This window comes from Pseudomonas defluvii, from assembly GCF_001695625.1.
In the GTDB taxonomy this organism is placed as follows: Bacteria; Pseudomonadota; Gammaproteobacteria; order Pseudomonadales; family Pseudomonadaceae; genus Aquipseudomonas; species Aquipseudomonas defluvii.
Genome location: NZ_MBPN01000047.1, coordinates 1 through 19,318, shown reverse-complemented (window position 1 = coordinate 19,318; position 19,318 = coordinate 1). Strand labels below are relative to the sequence as shown.

Sequence of the window (19,318 nt, the reverse complement as noted above, 5' to 3'; positions counted from 1 at the left end):
TCGGGGTGTTGTGTCGCAGCCTGCTCACAGCTTGGCGATCGACACCTCGGTGGATTTAACGAAGGCAATCACTTCACTACCAATGGTCAGTTCCAGCTCCTTGACCGAACGGGTGGTGATCACCGAGGTGACGATACCCGAGGCGGTCTGTACATCGATTTCCGACAGTACCGGGCCTTCGAGGATTTCCTTTACGGTGCCTTTGAACTGGTTACGTACGTTGATCGCTTTAATAGTCATCTGCTTGATTCCTTATGGGACGAGAGGTCAATGCGCCCAACGCAGTTGCGTGGGCAAAGGGGCTACAGGTTCCGGCTCGGGCGCAATGCCCGGCACCGACAGAACACGGTTCAGTACTTCACTTTCCAGGGTTGCCAGGCGATGTGAACCACGCGCCCTTGGCCGTGGCAGGTCAACCAGCAGGTCGAGGCCAATCTCGCCGTCCTCGATCAGAATCACCCGATCCGCGACCGCAACGGCTTCGCTGACATCGTGGGTGACCAACAACACGGTGAAACCGTGCTGGCGCCAAAGCGTTTCAATCAGTTGCTGCATCTCGATACGGGTCAGGGCATCCAATGCACCCAGCGGCTCGTCAAGCAACAGCAAGCGCGGTTGATGGATCAGTGCTCGCGCCAACGCCACCCGTTGCTTCTGCCCACCCGACAGCGCTGCCGGCCATTCATTGGCCCGCTCAGCCAGGCCAACTGCCGCCAGGGCCTCCAGCGCGCGAGGGCGCCAGTCACCGGAAAGCCCCAGGCCAACGTTGTCGATCACCGTTTTCCAGGGCAGCAAACGTGCTTCCTGGAACATCAGCCGGGTGTCTTCACGGGCTTCGCTCAACGCTGCCGGGCCGGCCAGCAACTCACCCGCGCTAGGCTGGTCGAGGCCCGCCAGCAAGCGCAACAGCGTGCTCTTGCCACAGCCACTGCGACCGACGATGGCGACGAACTGCCCCGCCGGGATATGCAGGTCGATGTTGCGCAACACCTGGCGCTCGCCGAAGGTTTTCTGCAGGTTGCGCGCAGCCAGCGGAATACCGCGCAACAGCCGTGCGGGTGACGCGTTCAACAGGCTCATGGGCGATCTCCCTTGGCAACTTGATACGCCGGGTGCCAACGCAACCAGACCCGTTCAAGTGCACGCGCAGCAAGGTCTGCGAGCTTGCCCAGCACGGCGTACAAGACAATGGCCAGAACCACCACGTCGGTCTGCAGGAACTCCCGGGCGTTCATCGCCAGGTAGCCGATACCGGCGTTGGCCGAGATGGTTTCAGCCACGATCAGCGTCAACCACATAAAGCCCAGGGCAAAGCGCACACCGACCAGAATCGAAGGCAAAGCACCCGGCAAGATCACCTGACGGAACAGCGCAAAACCGGACAGGCCGTAGCTGCGCGCCATTTCCACCAAGGCCGGGTCGACATTGCGAATACCGTGGTACGTGTTCAGGTAGATCGGGAACAAGGTGCCCAGGGCCACGAGGAAAATCTTTGCCGACTCATCAATACCAAACCAGAGAATCACCAGCGGAATCAGCGCCAGGTGCGGCACGTTGCGGATCATCTGCACCGAACTGTCGAGCAGACGCTCACCCCAACGTGACAACCCGGTGATGAAGCCCAGTGCCAGGCCAAGGCTGCCGCCGATGACAAAACCGACACCGGCGCGCCAGCCACTGATCGCCAGGTGCTTCCAGATATCACCGCTGCGCACCAGTTCGACACCGGCGCTGATGACCGCACTCGGTGCCGGCAGGATTCGCGTCGACAGCCAACCGGCACTTACCGCCAGTTGCCAGACAGCCAGCAACAGCAGCGGCAAGGCCCAAGGGGCAAGCCTGTGTGACAAGGGCGCGTTAGCACGACTCATGGCCCGGTCCTCAGCGCTGCGCTGCAGATTTTGGCAAGATGTCGTTAGCGACCATTTCGCCGAACGGGCTGACATAGCCTGCGCTTTTTGGCGGTTCAGGACGCTGCACATCCAGGTGCGGGAACAGCAGTTCAGCTACCCGATACGACTCTTCCAGGTGCGGGTAACCGGAGAAGATAAAGGTGTCGATGCCCAGTGCCGCATACTCCTTGACCCGCTCGGCCACGGTTGGGCCATCGCCGACCAGCGCCGTGCCAGCACCGCCGCGCACCAGGCCGACCCCGGCCCAGAGGTTCGGGCTGACTTCCAGGTTGTCGCGCTTGCCGCCATGCAGTGCAGCCATGCGCTGCTGACCGACCGAATCGAAGCGCGCCAGGGATGCCTGGGCACGGGCAATCGTGTCGTCGTCCAGGTGCGAGATCAGTCGCTCGGCAGCCTGCCAGGCTTCGGCGTTGGTTTCACGCACGATCACATGCAGGCGAATGCCGAAGCGCACCGTGCGCCCCTGTTTCGCGGCCTTGGCCCGCACCTGCTCGATTTTCTCGGCAACGGCAGCCAGCGGCTCGCCCCAGGTCAGGTACAGTTCAACCTGCTCGGCGGCCAGGTCCTGGGCAGCCTCGGACGAGCCACCAAAGTACAGCGGCGGACGTGGCTGCTGGATCGGCGGGTAAAGCAACTTGGCGCCTTTGACCTGAATATGCTGGCCGTCGTAATCGACCGTCTCGCCTTCGAGCACGCGACGCCAGATGCGAGTGAACTCCACCGAGGCCTGATAACGTTCTTCATGGCTGAGGAACAGGCCATCCCCGGACAGCTCTTCCGGGTCGCCACCGGTGACCAGGTTGAACAGCGCGCGGCCACCCGAGAGCCGATCAAGGGTTGCGGCCTGACGTGCAGCGACCGTTGGCGAGATGATTCCGGGGCGCAGGGCCACCAGGAACTTCAGGCGCTGGGTTACCGGGATCAGTGAAGCGGCGACCAGCCAGGAGTCCTCGCAGGAGCGCCCGGTGGGGATCAGTACGCCGCCAAAACCGAGGCGATCCGCCGCTTGGGCGATCTGTTGCAGGTAACCGTGATCGACTGCTCGCGCGCCATCGGCGGTGCCAAGGTAATGACCGTCGCCATGGGTAGGCAGAAACCAGAAAACATTAAGGCTCATTGGAGTTGTCTCCTAAGGGTGGCTCAGACCGGGGCGACGCCCCGGCGCAGGCAATACTTCAAGGCGCGCTGGCGACCTTGGCCGGGGGTGTCCAGATCACATCCTTGATGCTCAAGGGCTTTGGAATCAGCTTCAGCGCCTGGAAGGTGTCGGCGATCTTTTGCTGCGCGGCGACCACCTCTGGCGTCAGGAATGTCGCACCGTAGCCTTGGCGTTTAACCGAAGTCAGGGTGATGTCGGCGGGCAGGCCGAGCAGCGGCGCCACCTGATCGGTCACCTCCTGCGGATTGGCCTTGGACCACTCACCCACCGCGCGAACCTCGTCCACCAAGGCGCTGATCACCTCAGGGTGTTTCTGTGCGTAAGGCTTGGTCGCCAGGTAGAACTGATGGTTGTCGACGATGCCTTTGCCATCGCGCAGGGTGCGCGCTTGCAGTTGTTTCTCGGCCGCCGCCTGGTAAGGGTCCCAGATCACCCAGGCATCGACACTGCCACGCTCGAAGGCGGCACGGGCATCGGCGGGCGGCAGGAACACCGGCTGAATGTCGCTGTATTTAAGGCCGGCATCTTCCAGGGCCCGAACCAGCAGGTAGTGAACGTTGGAGCCCTTGTTCAGGGCAACCTTCTTGCCCTTGAGCGCCTTCACCGAGTCGATTGGCGAATCCTTGGGTACCAGGATCGCTTCGCTGTGCGGTGCCGGTGGCTCATAGGCGACGTACAACAGATCCGCGCCAGCAGCCTGGGCAAATACCGGCGGGGTCTCGCCGGTGACACCGAAGTCGATTGAGCCGACGTTCAGCCCTTCAAGCAGTTGCGGGCCACCTGGGAACTCCGTCCACTGGACCTGCACGCCCTGCGCCGCCAAGCGCTTCTCCAGCGTACCCTTGGCCTTGAGCAGCACCAGGGTGCCGTACTTTTGATAACCGATACGCAGGCTTTCTGCCTGGGCTTGAGTAATGGCGCCGAAGGACACAGCCGCAGCAAACAGAGCGACCAGACCACGACGCAAAATGACAGTGCGCATAGCGCTCTCCTTTTGCGATTAGGGTTCAGGCTGCACCTGCTTGCCCGTTGGCGGGCGAGTAAGGTGGGACGTGCGAGTAATGCGTTGCGTGTTGCGTGTTACGGCTCAGATGCTCCAGCGAGCACTGAGCAAACGTTCGTTCAACAGCCCCGGTGCAACGGGTTTTGGCCTACGGGCCAGGGCAGTGTGAAACTGTTCCAGCGATTCGTTCAGGCGCTGCTCCAACGCAGGAAGCAACTGCGCGGCAGCACTGCCTTCGCCATAAGCGATCTGGCTGTCGTCAGCGAAGATCCCTTGCAGGGTCTCTTGCGCCTTGAGTGCCGACAGCACCGGCTTGAGCGCGTAATCAACCGCCAGCATGTGGGCGATACTGCCGCCGGTAGCGATGGGCAATACCACCTTGTGGCTCAGCGCTCGCTCAGGCAGCAGATCCAGCAGGGTCTTCAGCGCACCGGAGAACGACGCCTTGTACACCGGTGTCGCGACGATCAGGCCATCGGCCTGCTCGACCAGTTGCAGGAAGTGCTGAACCTTAGGGCTGTCGAAGCGCGCATGCAGCAGATCGTCTGCCGGGAAATCGCGTACCTGGAATGTCACCACTTCCACACCCTGGCCTTGCAACCAGTGCCGGGCGCGTTCGAGCAACACACCAGAGCGTGAACGCACGCTGGGACTGCCACCGAGAGAGACAACCAACATTGAAGCGTATCCTTTAGCGGTTTCGAGACGGGTGCGAGCAGCATATCTCGCGTTGATGGAGTGACCTTAACAGCTGTTTTATATATCTATAAATCATATTTTTTCATTTGTTTATTCAATAAACGAATATCGAATAACCCGTACGCCACGCAAAAAAAAGGGCCGTCGAAACGGCCCGAAAATCCCTGCTGTGGCTAAAGCAATGCGTCACACACTCAACGGTTTGGCTGCGGGGTCAGGCGCAGGTAGGGCTTGACCGCCCGGTAGCCTTTGGGAAAGCGTCGTTTGATTTCGTCCTCATCCTTGAGTGACGGCACGATCACTACCTCGTCACCGTCCTGCCAGTTGGCCGGGGTGGCAACCTTGTGGTTGTCGGTCAGTTGCAGTGAGTCGATCACCCGCAGAATCTCGTGGAAGTTGCGCCCGGTGCTGGCAGGGTAAGTGATGGTCAGGCGGATCTTCTTGTTCGGGTCGATCACGAACAAGGAACGCACGGTCAGGGTGTCGCTGGCATTGGGGTGGATCAGGCCATAGAGGTCAGACACCTTGCGGTCGGCGTCGGCCAGGATCGGAAAGTTGACGACGGTGTTCTGGGTTTCGTTGATGTCTTCGATCCAGCGCAGATGAGACTCGACCGGGTCGACCGAAAGGGCAATGGCCTTGACCCCACGTTCGGCGAACTGCTCCTTGAGCTTGGCAGTGAACCCCAGTTCGGTGGTGCAGACTGGCGTAAAATCCGCCGGGTGCGAAAACAGCACACCCCAGCTGTCGCCCAGCCACTCATGGAAACGAATCGTGCCGGCGCTGGAATCCTGTTCGAAGTCGGGGGCGATATCGCCGAGTCTGAGGCTCATGGTGGGGCTCCTTGAAGTACGTTCTGGTGGAGCCACTGTGCATCGACCTGAAGCAAATTAAAAGGAATAAATAATGATTTATTTATAACTTTAAGAGCTATTAATTTCAGGTCGAAAAAAAGCCCCGCACCAAGGCGAGGCTTTCTCTACTGACACTTACATGAAGGTGTAGGTGTAGTTGAAGATCAGGCGGGTTTGATCCTGATCGGCAGCGCTTTCGCCGCTGCCACGGTACACACCGTGACGCAGGGTAGCGCCGAGTCCTTTGAGGGTACCTTCCTGGATCACGTAGTCGATACGTGCATCACGCTCCCACTCGTTGAAGGTGCCGTGGCCGCTTTTGTTGATGGCATCTTCACCGCGCAGGTAGGAAACCGATGCCTTCAAACCAGGCACACCCAAACGAACGAAGTCATAGGAGTACTGACCAAACGTGGTGTTTTCACCCGCGCGAACAAACGAGTTGACCATACTATCGGTGAACAGATAGAAGCTGGAGCCACCAGCGCCTTCAGGCCTGCCGTTTCCGTCTGTGACGCTGCCTTGGTTCAGCCAGACGAAACCACCGTCATCGCTGACCTGTTGGTGACCGAGCATGAGCGAGTGTCCGCCCAGGGTGTAGGTGAACATGGCGCTCCAGGTCTTGTTGTCGACCTCGCCCGCGTTCTTGGCATAGCCCTTGTTGTTGTCAAAGGCATAACCGGTTTGGCCGTTCTTGCCATCCGAGCTGCTGTCGAAGTAGCGCAGGTCAGTCTTGAACGACTGGTCGTTCGCAATCGGGTAGACATGGACCAAGCCCAGGAAGTGCTGCTTGTAGAAGTCTTCCAGATTCGAGTAGTAGTACTGCAGGGTCAGGTCTTTGGTGACCTTCCAGTCGGCGCCGCCAAACTGGAACTTGTTGCTGTCCTGCGTCGCACCAGAAACCGACAGGCCGGTTTTGTTGCTTGAAGCACGGCCCATGGCGTGCTCAATCTGACCTGCGGTCAGGGTGACGTTGTCGATTTCCTTGGAGGTGACAATGCCACCTTCAAAGGTTTGCGGCAGCAGACGGCTGTCGTTGGCTACGAGGATTGGAAGGTTTGGTGCCAGTGCACCACCGAGGTGGGCTTCGGTCTTGGAGAAGCGCGCCTTGGCGTTGCCGCCGATGCGCGCCCACTGATCTACAGCAGAACCATCGGAGTCGCTTGGAAAAAAGCTGCTGTTATCCGGGTGGTGACCTTTGCCGCCATCCAGGTGAATACCCCAAACGGCTTGAGCGTCAAAACCGAAACCTACCGTACCCTCGGTAAAACCCGACTGATAGTCGAGCTTGAAGCCCTGGCCTGATTCGCGCTGGTCTTTATTGTGCTCTTCACGGTTGTCGTTATCGAAATACATGGTGCGCGAGCTGACAGACAGCTTGCTGTCTTCAACGAATCCGGCAGCACCTGCTTGTTGAGCCAGAACCCCAAGGGCCACGGCAAGTGCCAGGGTGGACTTGTACATATTTTTGCTCCTTTCATTTCTAATTCTTGTGATTCTCCGTCGGCGGGGTCTTTTGCCTCGCTCGACGTCGATAGCCGATTAGCACCAAAGGGCGTGGCTCGAGTCAATCGTAACCATTCATTTCAAGACTTTGGTCTAATGCGTCCGGTTTGCGCCGAAGAATAATGACTATCCTATAAATCTAAAAAGAATTATTTATGACGTTTTAAGATTTTTCTGACATAAAAATAGAATTTTTCTCTTCCTGCCTTTCCGCGCAGCCATTTCAATCCTCTCCCACCCGTGCAGTGGCGAGGTTGACCGTGGTCAGCCCATCGCCAAACCAACGCACCCTCCCCAGACACGCAAGCGCCTTAAAGCAATTGGCTCCTAAGCTAATTCCTAAAAGTTATTTATTTTAATTTTTTTAGATCATTTAGCCTTCTTCTCAATCACCCATCACCCTCCGCCTGAGAAGGAGTTTTCCATGACCCTGCATACGCCGCTGCGCCTGTTCGCCGCACTGACCCTGGCCGGTGCCAGCTGGTTCACCCAGGCGGCCGACCTGACCGTGGCCTACCAGACCACTGTTGACCCGGCGAAAGTCGCCCAGGTTGACGGCGATTATGAAAAAGCCAGCAAGGCCAGCATTGACTGGCGCAAGTTCGACAGCGGGGCCGACGTGATCACCGCCGTAGCCTCGGGTGATGTGCAGATCGGCTACCTGGGCTCAAGCCCTCTGGCGGCGGCCGCGACCCGTAAGCTGCCGGTGGAAACCTTCCTGATCGCCACCCAGATTGGCGCCGCCGAAGCACTGGTCGCTCGCGACGGTGCGGGGATCCATTCGCCGCAAGACCTGGTCGGCAAGAAAATCGCCGTGCCGTTTGTCTCCACCGGGCACTACAGCCTGTTGGCCGCGCTGAAGCAGTGGAACATCGACCCGGCCAAGGTACAGATCCTCAACCTGGCGCCGCCCGCCATCATTGCTGCCTGGAAACGTGGTGACATCGACGCCACCTACGTCTGGGACCCGGCACTGGGTGTGGCCAAGGAAAACGGCAAGGTGCTGATCACCTCCGGCGAACTGGCCAAGACCGGTACACCCACCTTCGACGCCTGGATCGTGCGCAAGGACTTTGCCGCCAAACACCCAGAAATCGTCAAAGCCTTCGCCAAGGTCACCCTGGACGCCTACGCCGAGTACCGCAAAGACCCGCAAGCCTGGCTTGCCGACCAAAGCAACGTCGACAAGCTGGTGAAACTGTCCGGGGCCAAGGCTACCGATATCCCGGCGCTGCTTCAGGGCAACGTCTTCCCGCTGGCCAATGACCAGATCGCAGCCCTCGGCGCACCGACCACCCAGGCCATCACCGACACCGCCACCTTCCTCAAGGCGCAAGGCAAGGTCGAGGCGGTACTGCCGGACTACTCGCCCTACGTCAGCGCCAAATTCATCGCCAACTGATCGGAGCCTGTCATGGCATTGCTTGAGCTGGAGCGCATCAGCGCACAGTACCTCGGTGCGGCCGAGCCGGTACTGGCCGACATCTCCCTGAGCCTGGGCCCACAGCAGTTGCTGGTGGCCCTGGGCCCTTCCGGCAGCGGCAAGACCTCGCTGCTGAACCTGATCGCCGGCTTTGTTGCGCCCAGTGCCGGGCGCATCACTCTCGACGGCAAGCCGGTGCAAGGCCCCGGCGCCGAGCGTGGTGTGGTGTTCCAGGACGACGCGCTACTGCCTTGGCAGGACGTGCTGAGCAACGTTGCCTTCGGCCTGGAGCTGGCCGGTGTGCCACGTGTGCAACGGGAACAGAAGGCCCGCGAAATGCTCGCCCTGGTTGACCTTGCCGGGTTCGGCAGCCGGCGTATCTGGCAGCTGTCCGGTGGTCAGAAGCAGCGTGTGGGCCTGGCCCGCGCGCTGGCAGCCGACCCGCGGGTGCTGCTGATGGATGAACCCTTCGGCGCATTGGATGCCTTCACCCGCGAGCAGATGCAGGAGTTGCTGCTGCAGGTGTGGCAGCGTACCGCCAAGCCGGTGTTCCTGATTACCCACGACATTGAGGAAGCAGTGTTCCTGGCCACCGAGCTCGTGCTGCTGGCACCCCATCCGGGGCGGATTGTCGAGCGCCTGCCGCTGGACTTCGGGCGCCGTTACGCCGCCGGTGAATCGGCCCGGGCGATCAAATCCGACCCACGCTTTATCGAAACCCGCGAGCATGTGCTGGCGCGGGTGTTCTCACAACGCAGCGCCGCCACGCGGCAGGAGTCCGCATGAGCAGCCTGGACGTTCCGTTGGCAGCAAAAGCCGCCAAACCCTTGGCCCACACAACGGCAGCACGCCGCAGCCTGAGCACCCGCTGGATCAGCGGCCTGACCCTGATCAGCCTGCTGGCCGTCTGGTGGGCCGTCACGGCAGCCGAGTGGATCGAACCGCTGTTCCTGCCCTCGCCTGCCGCGGTGTTGTCCAAAGCCTGGTTACTGCTGACCCAGGGCTACATGGAGTCGACCCTCTGGCAACATTTGGGCGCCAGCCTCGGACGTATCGGCCTGGCCCTGGGTGCCGCGATTGTCAGCGCCATTCCGATCGGCATCGCCATCGGCCACAACCGGATTGCACGGGGCATTCTCGACCCACTGATCGAGTTCTACCGGCCCATTCCTCCGCTGGCCTATTTGCCCCTGATTGTGATCTGGTGCGGTATCGGCGAGCTGTCGAAAGTGCTGCTGATCTACCTGGCGATCTTCGCCCCGATTGCCATCGCTACCGCCACTGGCGTGCGCACGGTCGACCCGGCCAAGTTGCGCGCTGCGCAGTCGCTGGGTGCCACACGGGCACAGCTGATTCGCCATGTGATTCTGCCCAGCGCACTGCCGGACATTCTTACCGGTGTGCGTATTGGCCTGGGTGTCGGCTGGTCGACCCTGGTTGCCGCCGAACTGATCGCCGCCACCAGCGGCCTGGGCTTCATGGTGCAATCGGCAGCACAGTTTCTGGTCACCGATGTGGTGGTACTGGGCATTCTGGTTATCGCCCTGATCGCCTTCGCCCTGGAGATGAGCCTGCGTGCACTGCAACGCAAACTGGTGCCTTGGCACGGCCAGAGCCATTGATCGCGCACCGACACTGACCACGCCGACAGCTCGGCGCCGAACCGAACGAGACCCCTATGAGCCTGACCATTACCCCATTGAGCCCGGCACTGGGCGCACAGATCAGCGGCATTGACCTGAGTGTTGAGATCAATGCCGAGCAACGCGATGCCATCGAGCAGGCGTTGCTCAAGCACCAGGTACTGTTCTTCCGTGATCAACCGCTGACGCCTGCCCAGCAAGCACGCTTCGCTGCGCACTTTGGCGACCTGCACATTCACCCGATCTACCCTAACGTCCCTGAGACACCAGAGGTGCTGGTGCTCGACACGGCGGTCACCGACGTGCGCGACAACGCCGTCTGGCACACCGACGTAACCTTCCTGGCAACCCCGGCGATGGGCGCAGTGCTCAGTGCCAAGCAGTTGCCGGCTTATGGGGGAGACACCCTGTGGGCCAGCGGCATCGCCGCCTTTGAGGCCCTTTCGGCACCCCTGCGGCAGATGCTCGACGGCCTCACTGCGACCCATGACTTCACCCAGTCGTTTCCGTTGGAACGTTTTGGCACGACCGCCGAAGACCGCGAACGCTGGGAGGCGACCCGCCGCGCTAACCCGCCGCTTTCACATCCGGTGGTCAGAACCCATCCGGTTAGCGGGCGCAAGGCACTGTTTGTCAGCGAAGGTTTCACGACCCGCATCAACGAGCTCAGCGAGGCAGAGAGCAAGGCGCTGCTCGCCCTGTTGTTTGCCCACGCCACCCGCCCCGAATTCACCATTCGCTGGCGTTGGCAGGAAAACGACGTGGCATTCTGGGACAACCGCGTCACCCAGCATTACGCGGTAGACGATTACCGTCCGCAGCGACGCGTGATGCACCGGGCGACGATTCTGGGCGACGCACCGTTCTGAACCTCGCGGCAGCCACCTCCCGGTAAAAGGGCAAGATGGCTGCCACCTGTCCAGCAGGTTGCAGGCAGTGGGCTCAGCGCACCAGGTGCAGGTACTGCAGGTGCCGTTCGTACTGGTCGAGGATGTCGTTGATGATCTGCTCCTTGTTGTAACCCGTCAGGTCATAATCCTGGCTGCCTTCACTCAGGTGCACTTCCGCACGGTAGTAGCGACGGTTCTTCAACTCTTGCGTACCCAGCCCTGCCAACGCGAAGGACGGTGTGAAATAGCCGCGCATCTGCACCTGGTAGATAAACGGCTGCTCTTCACCATGGCCGATCTTCAGGCTGACATTGTCGTGGCTCGGGTCTTCCTGGGAAATCACCGCCAGGCCTTTCTCGGCAAACACTTCGGTGACCTCGGCAATCGCCGGGCGCACCACGTCATCCATGAACCGGTAGACCTCATCCCGCGACGGGAAGTGAATGGCCTGGCTCAAACGTTGACGCCAGCCACCGCGACCACGGCGTGAAGTGGCGAATGGGGCCAGGGAGTGCAGTTGGGCAATCTGCCGCTGCGACTCCAGGTAAAACGCCTTGTGCAGCCCCCACATCATTGCCAGCAGAATCACCGAGAAGGGCAACGAGGTCAGTACCACTGCCGACTTGAGCGAGTCGATACTGCCCGCGAACAGCAGGCCAATGGTGATCAGCCCGGTCATGGCGCCCCAGAACACCCGCAGCCAGTTCGGCCCATCTTCATCGGCGTTTCCATCACGGGCGGACAAGGTCGACAGCACCACGGTGCCGGAGTCGGCCGAGGTGACGAAGAAGACAAAGCTGATGAACACCGTGATAGCGATCACCGCCTTGCTCCACGGGTAGGTTTCCAGCAGCAGGTAAAGGGTCATCGACGGGTTGTCGAGGGCCGACTGGGCCAGGCTGGTCATGCCATGATCAAGCACCTGGGTCAGGGCGCTATTGCCGAAGATCGACATCCAGGCCAGGGTGAAGCCCAGTGGAATCAGCAGCACACCAAAGACGAATTCACGGATCGTCCTGCCCCGGGAGATCCGTGCGATGAACAGGCCGACAAAGGGCGCCCAGGCAATCCACCAGGCCCAGTAGAACACCGTCCAGTTACCCAGCCAGTCGTTGGCCTGAGTGTAGGCATAGACATCGAAACTCTTGCGCGGCAAGGCACCGAGGTAATCACCCAGGTTCTGGATCAGCGTGTTGAACAGGTGCTGTGTCGGGCCGGCGAACAGCACGAACAGCAGCAACCCACAGGCCAGGAGCATGTTGATGTCGGACATCACCCGCACGCCCTTGTCCACACCGGCCACGGCAACAGCCACTGCGGCGCCCATCATCAGCGTGATCAGCGCAACTTGCACCCAATGGCTATGGGAAATACCGAACAGGTAATCCAGGCCGGCGTTCAGGTGCAAGACACCAAAGCCCATGTCGGCCCCCAGGCCGAACACCGTGGCGATGATGCCGAAGCCATCCACTGCATAGCCTATCGGCCCGTTGATACGCTTGCCGATCAGCGGGTACAGCGCCGAACGCAGGGCCAATGGCAGGTTGTGCCGGTAGGCGAAATACGCCAGGGCCATACCGACAAAGGCAAAAACACCCCAGCCATGCAGGCCCCAATGCAGGAACAGCAACTGCATGGCCTGGCGCCCGGCCTCGACCGTACCGACCTCGCCTTGAGGCGGCTGAAGCAAGTGGGTGAGCGGTTCGGAGACGCAGAAGAAGAACAGGGTAATGCTGATACCGGCGGCGAACAGCATGCCGGCCCATGACAGGTAACTGAACTCGGGCTCGTCGTGGTCGGCACCGAGCTTGATCTTGCCGTAGCCAGACAAGGCGGTGACCACCACGAAGACCAGGTACAGCGTCATCGCCAACATGTAGTACCAGCCGACCGTATTGGCAGCCCAGTTTTGCGCGGCCAACAGCCACTCACCGGCGGCCGTGGGGTTGGTGATCACCACCAGGCCAAACAACAGAATGAAGCTTGCCGCGAAGTAGAACACCGGCGGGTTCATGCGGATCTTGCTGGTCGGGACAGGCGTGGATGCACTCATAGGCAGTGCACCTCACGACGCGTGGAAAGGGTTGGATTGAACGGGTTCAGCAAAGGGTTTCCTCCTGTTGAACACCGGCAGCGGACCACCGTTTAACTTGAACGAGCGTTCAAGTTAAACATGGATGGCGCTCAGATGCGACCCAACCGGTCTAAGCCCGCCTACTTCTGCGTCCCGTCATCATGCTGCAGATTGGCCTGGGTCAAGTTGCTGCCCGGTGCCACGCTGCGGGTCAACCAGACGTTGCCGCCAATGGTCGAGCCCTTGCCGATGGTGATTCGGCCAAGGATGGTGGCGCCGGCATAGATCACCACATCGTCCTCGACGATCGGATGGCGCGGGTGGCCCTTTTGCAATTGGCCAGACTCGTCGGCCGGGAAGCGTTTGGCACCAAGGGTCACGGCCTGATAGATCCGTACCCGCTCACCGATGATTGCGGTTTCACCGATGACCACACCGGTACCGTGATCGATGAAGAAGCTCGGGCCGATCTGCGCGCCGGGGTGGATGTCGATACCCGTGGCCGAGTGGGCGATTTCCGAGCTGATCCGCGCCAGCAGCGGCAAGCCTGCACGGTACAGGTGGTGCGCCAGACGGTGATGAATCACTGCAAGGATACCGGGGTAGCACAGCAGGACTTCATCGACACTGCGGGCCGCCGGGTCGCCGTGGTACGCCGCCAACACGTCGGTGTCGAGCAGGCTGCGCAGGCCGGGCAAGGCCGCGGCGAAATCCTGGATCAGACGCAAGGCGGTGGCATCGACCTGTGCCGGGGCCGCCTTGCCCTGACGCGCAACATAGCGCAGCTCCAGACGGGCCTGCGCGAGCAACGCGGTCAGGGCTGTGTCGAGGGTATGCCCCACGTAAAAGTCTTCGCTCTCTTCACGCAGGTCGACCGGGCCCAGGCGCATCGGGAACAACGCGCCACACAACTGCTCAAGGATCTGCCGCATGGCTTCACGCGAGGGTAATTCGCGCCCGCCCTGCTCCCCACTGCTGCGGCCATTGCGGCTGCGCCACTGATCACGGGCAGCACGTAGCTGGCCGACGATACCCTGCAATTGCCATTGCCCTGTTTGCGCGTTCTCGCTCACGGTTGCTCTCCTGCCACGCGGCAGCTGCTGGATTGGAATGCTCGCCTGATAGCTGACCACTTTACGGCAATTGGCGTCGCTGGAAAAAATAACCCTTTATTCCAATCCGCTATACCGGGGGCATAAGCCGAGCTATTCGCCGAACGCCACCGGCTGCCTATACTCGATTTTTTGTCAGGCACAACTTCCCATGACCGAACTCGAACGCCAGCTCACTCGCTTCAACCGCCTTGAACTGCTGAGCGGGCCCACGCCACTGGAAAAACTCGAGCGACTGTCTACGTGGGCAGGCCGCGCCATCTACGTCAAACGCGACGACCTGACGCCGCTGGCATTCGGTGGCAACAAACTGCGCAAGCTTGAATACCTGGCCGCAGATGCCCTGGCGGCACGCCTGGGGCCGGCAAGAAAGTCGGCGTAGGCCTGGGTACCAACTACGAGCAATGGCTCAAGGACAACGTACCGAAAGCCATCATCAAGACCTACGACGACGACCCCACCAAATACCAGGACCTGCGGGTCGGCCGTATCGACGCCATTCTGGTAGACCGCCTGGCCGCATTCGAGCTGGTCGCCAAGGCCAAGGACACCGCCGTCACCGGCGAAGCCTTCTCCCGCCAGGAATCCGGTGTTGCATTGCGCAAAGGTGAGCCGGAACTGCTTGAGGCGATCAACAAGGCCATCGACACGCTTCGGGCCAATGGCACCCTGGCCAAGCTGTCGCAGAAATGGTTCAACGCTGACGTCACAAAATGATTGCCGACAGCCTCCAGCTGGCGCTGGATTCCGCGCCCTTTCTGCTCAAGGGCGCGTACTTCACCGTAGGCCTGAGCCTGGGCGGTATGTTCTTCGGCTTGCTGCTGGGGTTCGGCCTGGCGCTGATGCGGCTGTCATCGCTGAAAGTGCTTAGCTGGACTGCCCGAGTCTACGTGTCGTTCTTTCACGGCACACCGCTGCTGGTCCAACTGTTCGTGATCTATTACGGCCTGCCGCAACTGGGCCTGGAACTCGACCCACTGCCAGCGGCACTGATCGGCTTGTCGCTGAACATGGCCGCCTATGCCTGCGAAATCCTGCGGGCGGCCATCAGTTCCATCGACCGCGGCCAATGGGAAGCCGCCGCCAGCATCGGCATGACCCGCAGCCAGGCCATGCGTCGGGCGATCCTGCCACAGGCTGCACGCACCGCCTTGCCACCACTGGGCAATAGCTTCATCTCCCTGGTCAAGGACACGGCGCTGGCCGCGACCATCCAGGTGCCGGAGCTGTTTCGTCAGGCGCAGTTGATTACCGCACGCACCTTCGAGGTGTTCACCCTGTACCTGGCGGCAGCACTGATCTACTGGGTACTGTCCAGCCTCCTCGCCCACCTGCAGCACCGCCTTGAAGCGCGGGTCAACCGGCACGACCTGGAGTCCTGAGCGCAGGATCGTCGTAGAGCACCTGACCAAGCAGTTCAACGGCCAGACCGTACTGGCCGGTATCAACCTTACCGTCAACGCCGGTGAAGTGATTGCCATCATCGGCCCCAGCGGCTCGGGCAAGACCACCTTCCTGCGCTGTCTGAACCTGCTGGAAACCCCCAGCAGCGGTCGCATTCGCGTCGGCAACATCGAGATTGACGGCAACCGTCCGCTGAAACAGCAACAGGGCCTGATCCGCCAACTGCGCCAGCACGTCGGTTTCGTGTTCCAGAACTTCAACCTGTTTCCCCACCGCACGGCGCTGGAAAACGTTATCGAAGGCCCCATCGTGGTCAAGAAAACCCCACGCGATGCGGCCATCACCCTGGGCCGCGCCTTGTTGCAGAAAGTCGGTCTGGGCGACAAGGAAAATGCCTATCCGAGACGCTTGTCCGGCGGCCAGCAACAGCGGGTAGCCATTGCTCGGGCACTGGCCATGGAGCCCGAAGTGATTCTGTTCGACAAGGGGGTCATCGTCGAGCAGGGTGAAGCCAAGGCACTCTTTGCCAATCCCAGGGAAGAACGCACCCGGCAATTCCTTGGCAAGTTCCTCGGTATGCACGCCTCGCAGCCCTGAGCCAGGACGACGACTTTTGCACCCGACGAACACCCTGGTTTCCCCCTCGAAGTAGGACGTCTCCGAAGATCCTGCACCCAGCCCAAGGCGGCGCCCGCATGCCTTGACTCGCTTCCCGTACTCGCCAATAAACCTGAGCAACGTCGTCCTCGACCACTCATTTACTTCGTACGGGAACATCACCATGCACTGTGCAGCCAAAGGAACTGAACTGCCCCCTCCTGCCCTCCCCGACGTTGCCCATGAGGGCATTGGCCTGGCCGCTGCCAGCAACCTGCGCGCCTGCATCCAGACCAATGCGGCCATGCAAACGGGTGACGTGCTGGAACTGTTCTGGGGCAGTTGCTTCGTTGCCGCACACCAGCTTTCGGCCAACGACCTCGACCAACACATCAGTTTCCAGGTACCCCGTACGCTGCTGCGCCCAGGCGCGAACCGCTTGCACTATCGCCTGCTCAAGCCCGGGTGCCGGCCTGTAAAGTCACAGTCACTGCAGGTGCTCATCAAGCTGGCCTGCCCTGGCGGTGAGACCCTGTGCGAGACCACCGAAAACCCGGCGCTCGCCCCGCTGAGCCTGGCCCCTGCAATTGTTCGCCATGGCCTCGACCTGCAGCGCCTGGGGCCAACGCTGCCCTTTCGCATCGCCCCTTACCTGAACATGGCCGAAGGCGATGAAATCACCCTTCGCTGGGGTGACGTGCGCCTCGACCTGCCTGCACTCGGCGCTGACGCTATCGGCCTCGCCGTGCATGGCGAAATCCCCAGGGCGCTGGTCATCGAAGCCGGAGCGGACGACTTTCTCGACATCAGTTACTGCGTCCTTGACCGCGTGGGTAACAGCTCGCAATGGGCGGCTCCCCTGCAGGTGAAGGTTTACAACAGCCGGCCCTGACCTCCCTTCTATGTATATTCCCAAAAGTTCGTTCATTTAATTTTTACAAACAATTAAGGTATATAAACCGGACCACCGGACCCACGCTTGTTCCGTCGCCGCACCCGCGGCGACTTTCCCATCAGTGAGGTAGGTATGGTCAGGAACACAATCACCCCAGTGCGTAACGCCAGGGCATTGAGTGCAGCCAAGGAGCGGTACTGAAATGTCCAGTCTGGCAATCACCACAGTCCACAGCGATCTGGACAGCGCCCCATTACTCTTGCCGGCCAAGGTTCTGCGCAATGACGCCGAAGCCTTGCAGGCAGCTCACGAACTGGCCGCAGTCGCCCGCACCCAGGCAGCCAAACGCGATCAGCAACGCAAGCTGCCCTGGAGTGAAATCGAACTTTTCACCCACAGCGGCCTGGGCAGTATCACGATCCCCCGGGCCTATGGTGGCCCGCAGGTCTCGTTTCAGTCCCTGGCCGAGGTGTTTCGCATTATCAGCGCCGCCGACCCTGCGCTCGGGCAGATCCCGCAAAATCAGGTCGGCATCCTGCAACTGCTGCAAGGCGCAGCAACCGAGCCGCAGAAAGCCCTGCTGTTCACCAGCGTGCTGAACGGCTGGCGCATCGGCAATGCCGGCCCGGAGCGCGGCACCAAGAACACCTTGGAGCTCAAGGCGCGCATTACCCGCCAAGGCGACGGTTACGTTATCAGCGGGCAGAAGTTCTACTCGACCGGCGCCCTGTACGCCCATTGGGTCGCGGTCAAAGCGCTGAATGATGAAGGCCGTCAGGTCATGGCGTTTGTACGCCGGGGCAGCCCGGGGCTGCGCATTGTCGATGACTGGTCTGGCTTCGGCCAACGTACCACCGCCAGCGGCACCGTCCTGCTGGACAAGGTTCCGGTCGACGCGGAACTGGTCGTCGATAACTGGCGGATCGGTGAAAGCCCGAATATTCAGGGCGCCGTCTCGCAATTGATCCAGGCCGCCATCGATGCCGGGATCGCCGAAGCGGCACTCGCCGACACCATCGCCTTTGTGCGCGAACGTGCTCGCCCATGGATCGATGCCAAGGTCGAACGCGCCAGCGACGACCCGTACGTGATCGCCGACATCGGTCGCCTGCAGCTTGAACTGCACGCGGCCCAGGCGCTGCTGAGCAAAGCTGCGCGCGTGCTGGATGCAGTCAATGCCGCACCAATTGACGCCGAGGCGGCCGCTCGGGCCTCCATCGCCGTGGCCGAGGCCAAGGTGTTGACCACGGAAATTTCCCTGCAGGCCAGCGAGAAACTCTTCGAACTCTCCGGCAGCCGGGCCAGCCTGGCCGAGTTCAACCTCGACCGGCATTGGCGCAATGCCCGTGTGCACACCCTGCATGACCCGGTGCGCTGGAAATACCACGCCGTCGGCGCCTATTACCTCAACGGTACCCTGCCTGCCCGGCATTCCTGGATCTGACCAGACCACTGGAGCCTCTATGAGCCTTTTGTCACTACCGCACGCCAGCGTTGCGGTTATCCACACTGATGCCCAGGCCTTGCAGATCGCCGAGGATATCGCCCAACAATTGCGTCAGGACAGCATCCTGCGCGACCGCGAGCGGCAGTTGCCGCATGCCGAACTGGCGTTGTTCTCGCGCTCTGGCCTATGGGGTATCACGGTCCCGAAAGCCTACGGTGGTGCCGGGGTGTCCAACGTCACCCTGGCCAAGGTTATCAGCCGTATTGCCCAGGCCGACTCATCGCTCGGCCAGATCCCGCAGAACCACTTCTATGCACTGGAAGTGCTGCGCGTCAACGGCAGCCCAGAGCAACAGCAGCGCCTGTATGCCGAAGTACTCGCAGGCCAGCGCTTCGGCAATGCCCTGGCTGAGTTGGGCACCAAAACCGCCCATGACCGCACCACCGCACTGAGCCGTGAAGGCGAGCACTGGCGCATCAATGGCCGCAAGTTCTACGCCACCGGTGCGCTGTATGCTCAACGGATTCCGACCTCGGTGGTCGACGAGCACGGTGAACAGCACCTGGCCTTCGTTCCAGCCAACAGCCCGGGCCTGAATGTCATCGACGACTGGAGTGGTTTCGGCCAACGCACCACCGGCAGTGGTTCGGTGGTGTTCGACAACGTGCAGGTAGCGGCCGACGATATCGTGCCCTTTCA

19 protein-coding genes and 2 pseudogenes are annotated in these 19,318 nt (G+C 61.0%); 11 read left to right on the top strand and 10 right to left on the bottom strand.

Annotated elements, in window-relative coordinates; translation table 11 throughout:
• Positions 1-24: 24 nt before the first annotated feature.
• The 8 genes from EKA13_RS14490 to EKA13_RS14455 form a co-directional block, all read right to left on the bottom strand.
• Positions 25-240: a TOBE domain-containing protein gene (locus EKA13_RS14490; protein ID WP_009400132.1), complete on the bottom strand. Its 216-nt coding sequence runs from the start codon at positions 238-240 to the stop codon at positions 25-27.
• Positions 241-267: 27 nt separating this feature from the next.
• A complete protein-coding gene (ssuB, locus tag EKA13_RS14485) occupies positions 268-1,080 on the bottom strand; it encodes an aliphatic sulfonates ABC transporter ATP-binding protein (protein WP_065760093.1) in 813 nt (270 codons plus the stop codon).
• The gene (gene ssuC, locus EKA13_RS14480) at positions 1,077-1,871 is read right to left on the bottom strand and encodes an aliphatic sulfonate ABC transporter permease SsuC (protein WP_065760092.1); all 795 of its coding nucleotides are present in this window, start codon (positions 1,869-1,871) and stop codon (positions 1,077-1,079) included. Before ssuC ends, ssuB begins: the two co-directional genes overlap by 4 nt.
• Positions 1,872-1,881: 10 nt before the next feature.
• Positions 1,882-3,030, bottom strand: a complete 1,149-nt coding sequence (ssuD, locus tag EKA13_RS14475) for an FMNH2-dependent alkanesulfonate monooxygenase (RefSeq protein WP_065760091.1) — start codon at positions 3,028-3,030, stop codon at positions 1,882-1,884.
• A gap of 58 nt (positions 3,031-3,088) precedes the next feature.
• Complete coding sequence (locus tag EKA13_RS14470) at positions 3,089-4,054, bottom strand: sulfonate ABC transporter substrate-binding protein (protein ID WP_065760090.1); 966 nt, start codon at positions 4,052-4,054, stop codon at positions 3,089-3,091.
• Between the two features lie 105 nt (positions 4,055-4,159).
• Positions 4,160-4,753 (bottom strand): NADPH-dependent FMN reductase, encoded by a 594-nt coding sequence (gene ssuE / locus EKA13_RS14465; protein ID WP_065760089.1) that lies wholly within the window; start codon positions 4,751-4,753, stop codon positions 4,160-4,162.
• Between the two features lie 215 nt (positions 4,754-4,968).
• Complete coding sequence (locus EKA13_RS14460) at positions 4,969-5,607, bottom strand: peroxiredoxin (protein WP_065760088.1); 639 nt, start codon at positions 5,605-5,607, stop codon at positions 4,969-4,971.
• A 156-nt stretch (positions 5,608-5,763) separates the two neighbouring features.
• Positions 5,764-7,092 carry an OprD family porin gene (locus EKA13_RS14455; protein WP_065760087.1) on the bottom strand — a complete coding sequence of 443 codons (1,329 nt, stop codon included), beginning with the start codon at positions 7,090-7,092 and terminating at the stop codon, positions 5,764-5,766.
• A 466-nt stretch (positions 7,093-7,558) separates the two neighbouring features.
• On the opposite strand from EKA13_RS14455, the gene tauA reads away from it, so the two are divergent.
• The 4 genes from tauA to tauD are packed head-to-tail and all read left to right on the top strand — an operon-like array spanning position 7,559 to position 11,069.
• A complete protein-coding gene (gene tauA, locus EKA13_RS14450; RefSeq protein ID WP_065760086.1) occupies positions 7,559-8,536 on the top strand; it encodes a taurine ABC transporter substrate-binding protein in 978 nt (325 codons plus the stop codon).
• Positions 8,537-8,548: 12 nt separating this feature from the next.
• Positions 8,549-9,343, top strand: coding sequence for a taurine ABC transporter ATP-binding subunit (gene tauB, locus EKA13_RS14445; RefSeq protein ID WP_065760085.1), 795 nt, complete (start codon positions 8,549-8,551; stop codon positions 9,341-9,343).
• Positions 9,340-10,179, top strand: coding sequence for a taurine ABC transporter permease TauC (gene tauC / locus EKA13_RS14440; RefSeq protein WP_065760084.1), 840 nt, complete (start codon positions 9,340-9,342; stop codon positions 10,177-10,179). Before tauB ends, tauC begins: the two co-directional genes overlap by 4 nt.
• Positions 10,180-10,235: 56 nt before the next feature.
• Positions 10,236-11,069 (top strand): taurine dioxygenase, encoded by an 834-nt coding sequence (gene tauD, locus EKA13_RS14435; protein WP_065760083.1) that lies wholly within the window; start codon positions 10,236-10,238, stop codon positions 11,067-11,069.
• Positions 11,070-11,142: 73 nt separating this feature from the next.
• Here tauD and betT read toward each other — a convergent pair whose 3' ends face one another.
• Entirely contained in the window at positions 11,143-13,104 is a 1,962-nt protein-coding gene (gene betT / locus EKA13_RS14430; RefSeq protein WP_176717429.1) for a choline transporter BetT, read from the bottom strand.
• Between the two features lie 200 nt (positions 13,105-13,304).
• Complete coding sequence (epsC, locus tag EKA13_RS14425) at positions 13,305-14,237, bottom strand: serine O-acetyltransferase EpsC (protein ID WP_065760081.1); 933 nt, start codon at positions 14,235-14,237, stop codon at positions 13,305-13,307.
• A gap of 190 nt (positions 14,238-14,427) precedes the next feature.
• On the opposite strand from epsC, the pseudogene EKA13_RS14420 reads away from it, so the two are divergent.
• The 7 genes and pseudogenes from EKA13_RS14420 to EKA13_RS14390 all read left to right on the top strand — a co-directional run.
• Positions 14,428-14,625, top strand: a pseudogene (locus EKA13_RS14420) (pyridoxal-phosphate dependent enzyme); the annotation flags it as partial.
• 11 nt (positions 14,626-14,636) lie between these two features.
• Positions 14,637-14,993 (top strand): annotated as a pseudogene (locus EKA13_RS14415) (transporter substrate-binding domain-containing protein); the annotation flags it as partial.
• Positions 14,990-15,658: a cystine ABC transporter permease gene (tcyL, locus tag EKA13_RS14410; RefSeq protein WP_065760079.1), complete on the top strand. Its 669-nt coding sequence runs from the start codon at positions 14,990-14,992 to the stop codon at positions 15,656-15,658. The pseudogene EKA13_RS14415 and the gene tcyL, both read left to right, overlap by 4 nt.
• 7 nt (positions 15,659-15,665) lie before the next feature.
• Positions 15,666-16,277 (top strand): ATP-binding cassette domain-containing protein, encoded by a 612-nt coding sequence (locus EKA13_RS14405; RefSeq protein WP_065760106.1) that lies wholly within the window; start codon positions 15,666-15,668, stop codon positions 16,275-16,277.
• A 184-nt stretch (positions 16,278-16,461) separates the two neighbouring features.
• On the top strand, positions 16,462-17,169 hold the full coding sequence (locus EKA13_RS14400; protein ID WP_065760078.1) for a hypothetical protein: 708 nt from the start codon (positions 16,462-16,464) through the stop codon (positions 17,167-17,169).
• A gap of 205 nt (positions 17,170-17,374) precedes the next feature.
• Entirely contained in the window at positions 17,375-18,616 is a 1,242-nt protein-coding gene (locus EKA13_RS14395; protein WP_065760077.1) for an SfnB family sulfur acquisition oxidoreductase, read from the top strand.
• Between the two features lie 19 nt (positions 18,617-18,635).
• Positions 18,636-19,318: acyl-CoA dehydrogenase family protein (locus EKA13_RS14390; protein WP_176717428.1), on the top strand; the 683-nt coding region annotated here is incomplete at its 3' end.

Bases quoted from the DNA above. Each gene is read 5' to 3' on its own strand.
- tcyL (WP_065760079.1), top strand. From the start codon at position 14,990: ATGATTGCCGACAGCCTCCAGCTGGCGCTGGATTCCGCGCCCTTTCTG.
- EKA13_RS14395 (WP_065760077.1), top strand. From the start codon at position 17,375: ATGTCCAGTCTGGCAATCACCACAGTCCACAGCGATCTGGACAGCGCC.
- tauB (WP_065760085.1), top strand. From the start codon at position 8,549: ATGGCATTGCTTGAGCTGGAGCGCATCAGCGCACAGTACCTCGGTGCG.
- ssuC (WP_065760092.1), bottom strand. From the start codon at position 1,871: ATGAGTCGTGCTAACGCGCCCTTGTCACACAGGCTTGCCCCTTGGGCC.
- EKA13_RS14490 (WP_009400132.1), bottom strand. From the start codon at position 240: ATGACTATTAAAGCGATCAACGTACGTAACCAGTTCAAAGGCACCGTA.
- EKA13_RS14400 (WP_065760078.1), top strand. From the start codon at position 16,462: ATGCACTGTGCAGCCAAAGGAACTGAACTGCCCCCTCCTGCCCTCCCC.
- tauD (WP_065760083.1), top strand. From the start codon at position 10,236: ATGAGCCTGACCATTACCCCATTGAGCCCGGCACTGGGCGCACAGATC.
- betT (WP_176717429.1), bottom strand. From the start codon at position 13,104: ATGAACCCGCCGGTGTTCTACTTCGCGGCAAGCTTCATTCTGTTGTTT.
- ssuE (WP_065760089.1), bottom strand. From the start codon at position 4,753: ATGTTGGTTGTCTCTCTCGGTGGCAGTCCCAGCGTGCGTTCACGCTCT.
- EKA13_RS14455 (WP_065760087.1), bottom strand. From the start codon at position 7,092: ATGTACAAGTCCACCCTGGCACTTGCCGTGGCCCTTGGGGTTCTGGCT.
- EKA13_RS14470 (WP_065760090.1), bottom strand. From the start codon at position 4,054: ATGCGCACTGTCATTTTGCGTCGTGGTCTGGTCGCTCTGTTTGCTGCG.
- tauA (WP_065760086.1), top strand. From the start codon at position 7,559: ATGACCCTGCATACGCCGCTGCGCCTGTTCGCCGCACTGACCCTGGCC.
- ssuD (WP_065760091.1), bottom strand. From the start codon at position 3,030: ATGAGCCTTAATGTTTTCTGGTTTCTGCCTACCCATGGCGACGGTCAT.
- EKA13_RS14460 (WP_065760088.1), bottom strand. From the start codon at position 5,607: ATGAGCCTCAGACTCGGCGATATCGCCCCCGACTTCGAACAGGATTCC.
- ssuB (WP_065760093.1), bottom strand. From the start codon at position 1,080: ATGAGCCTGTTGAACGCGTCACCCGCACGGCTGTTGCGCGGTATTCCG.
- tauC (WP_065760084.1), top strand. From the start codon at position 9,340: ATGAGCAGCCTGGACGTTCCGTTGGCAGCAAAAGCCGCCAAACCCTTG.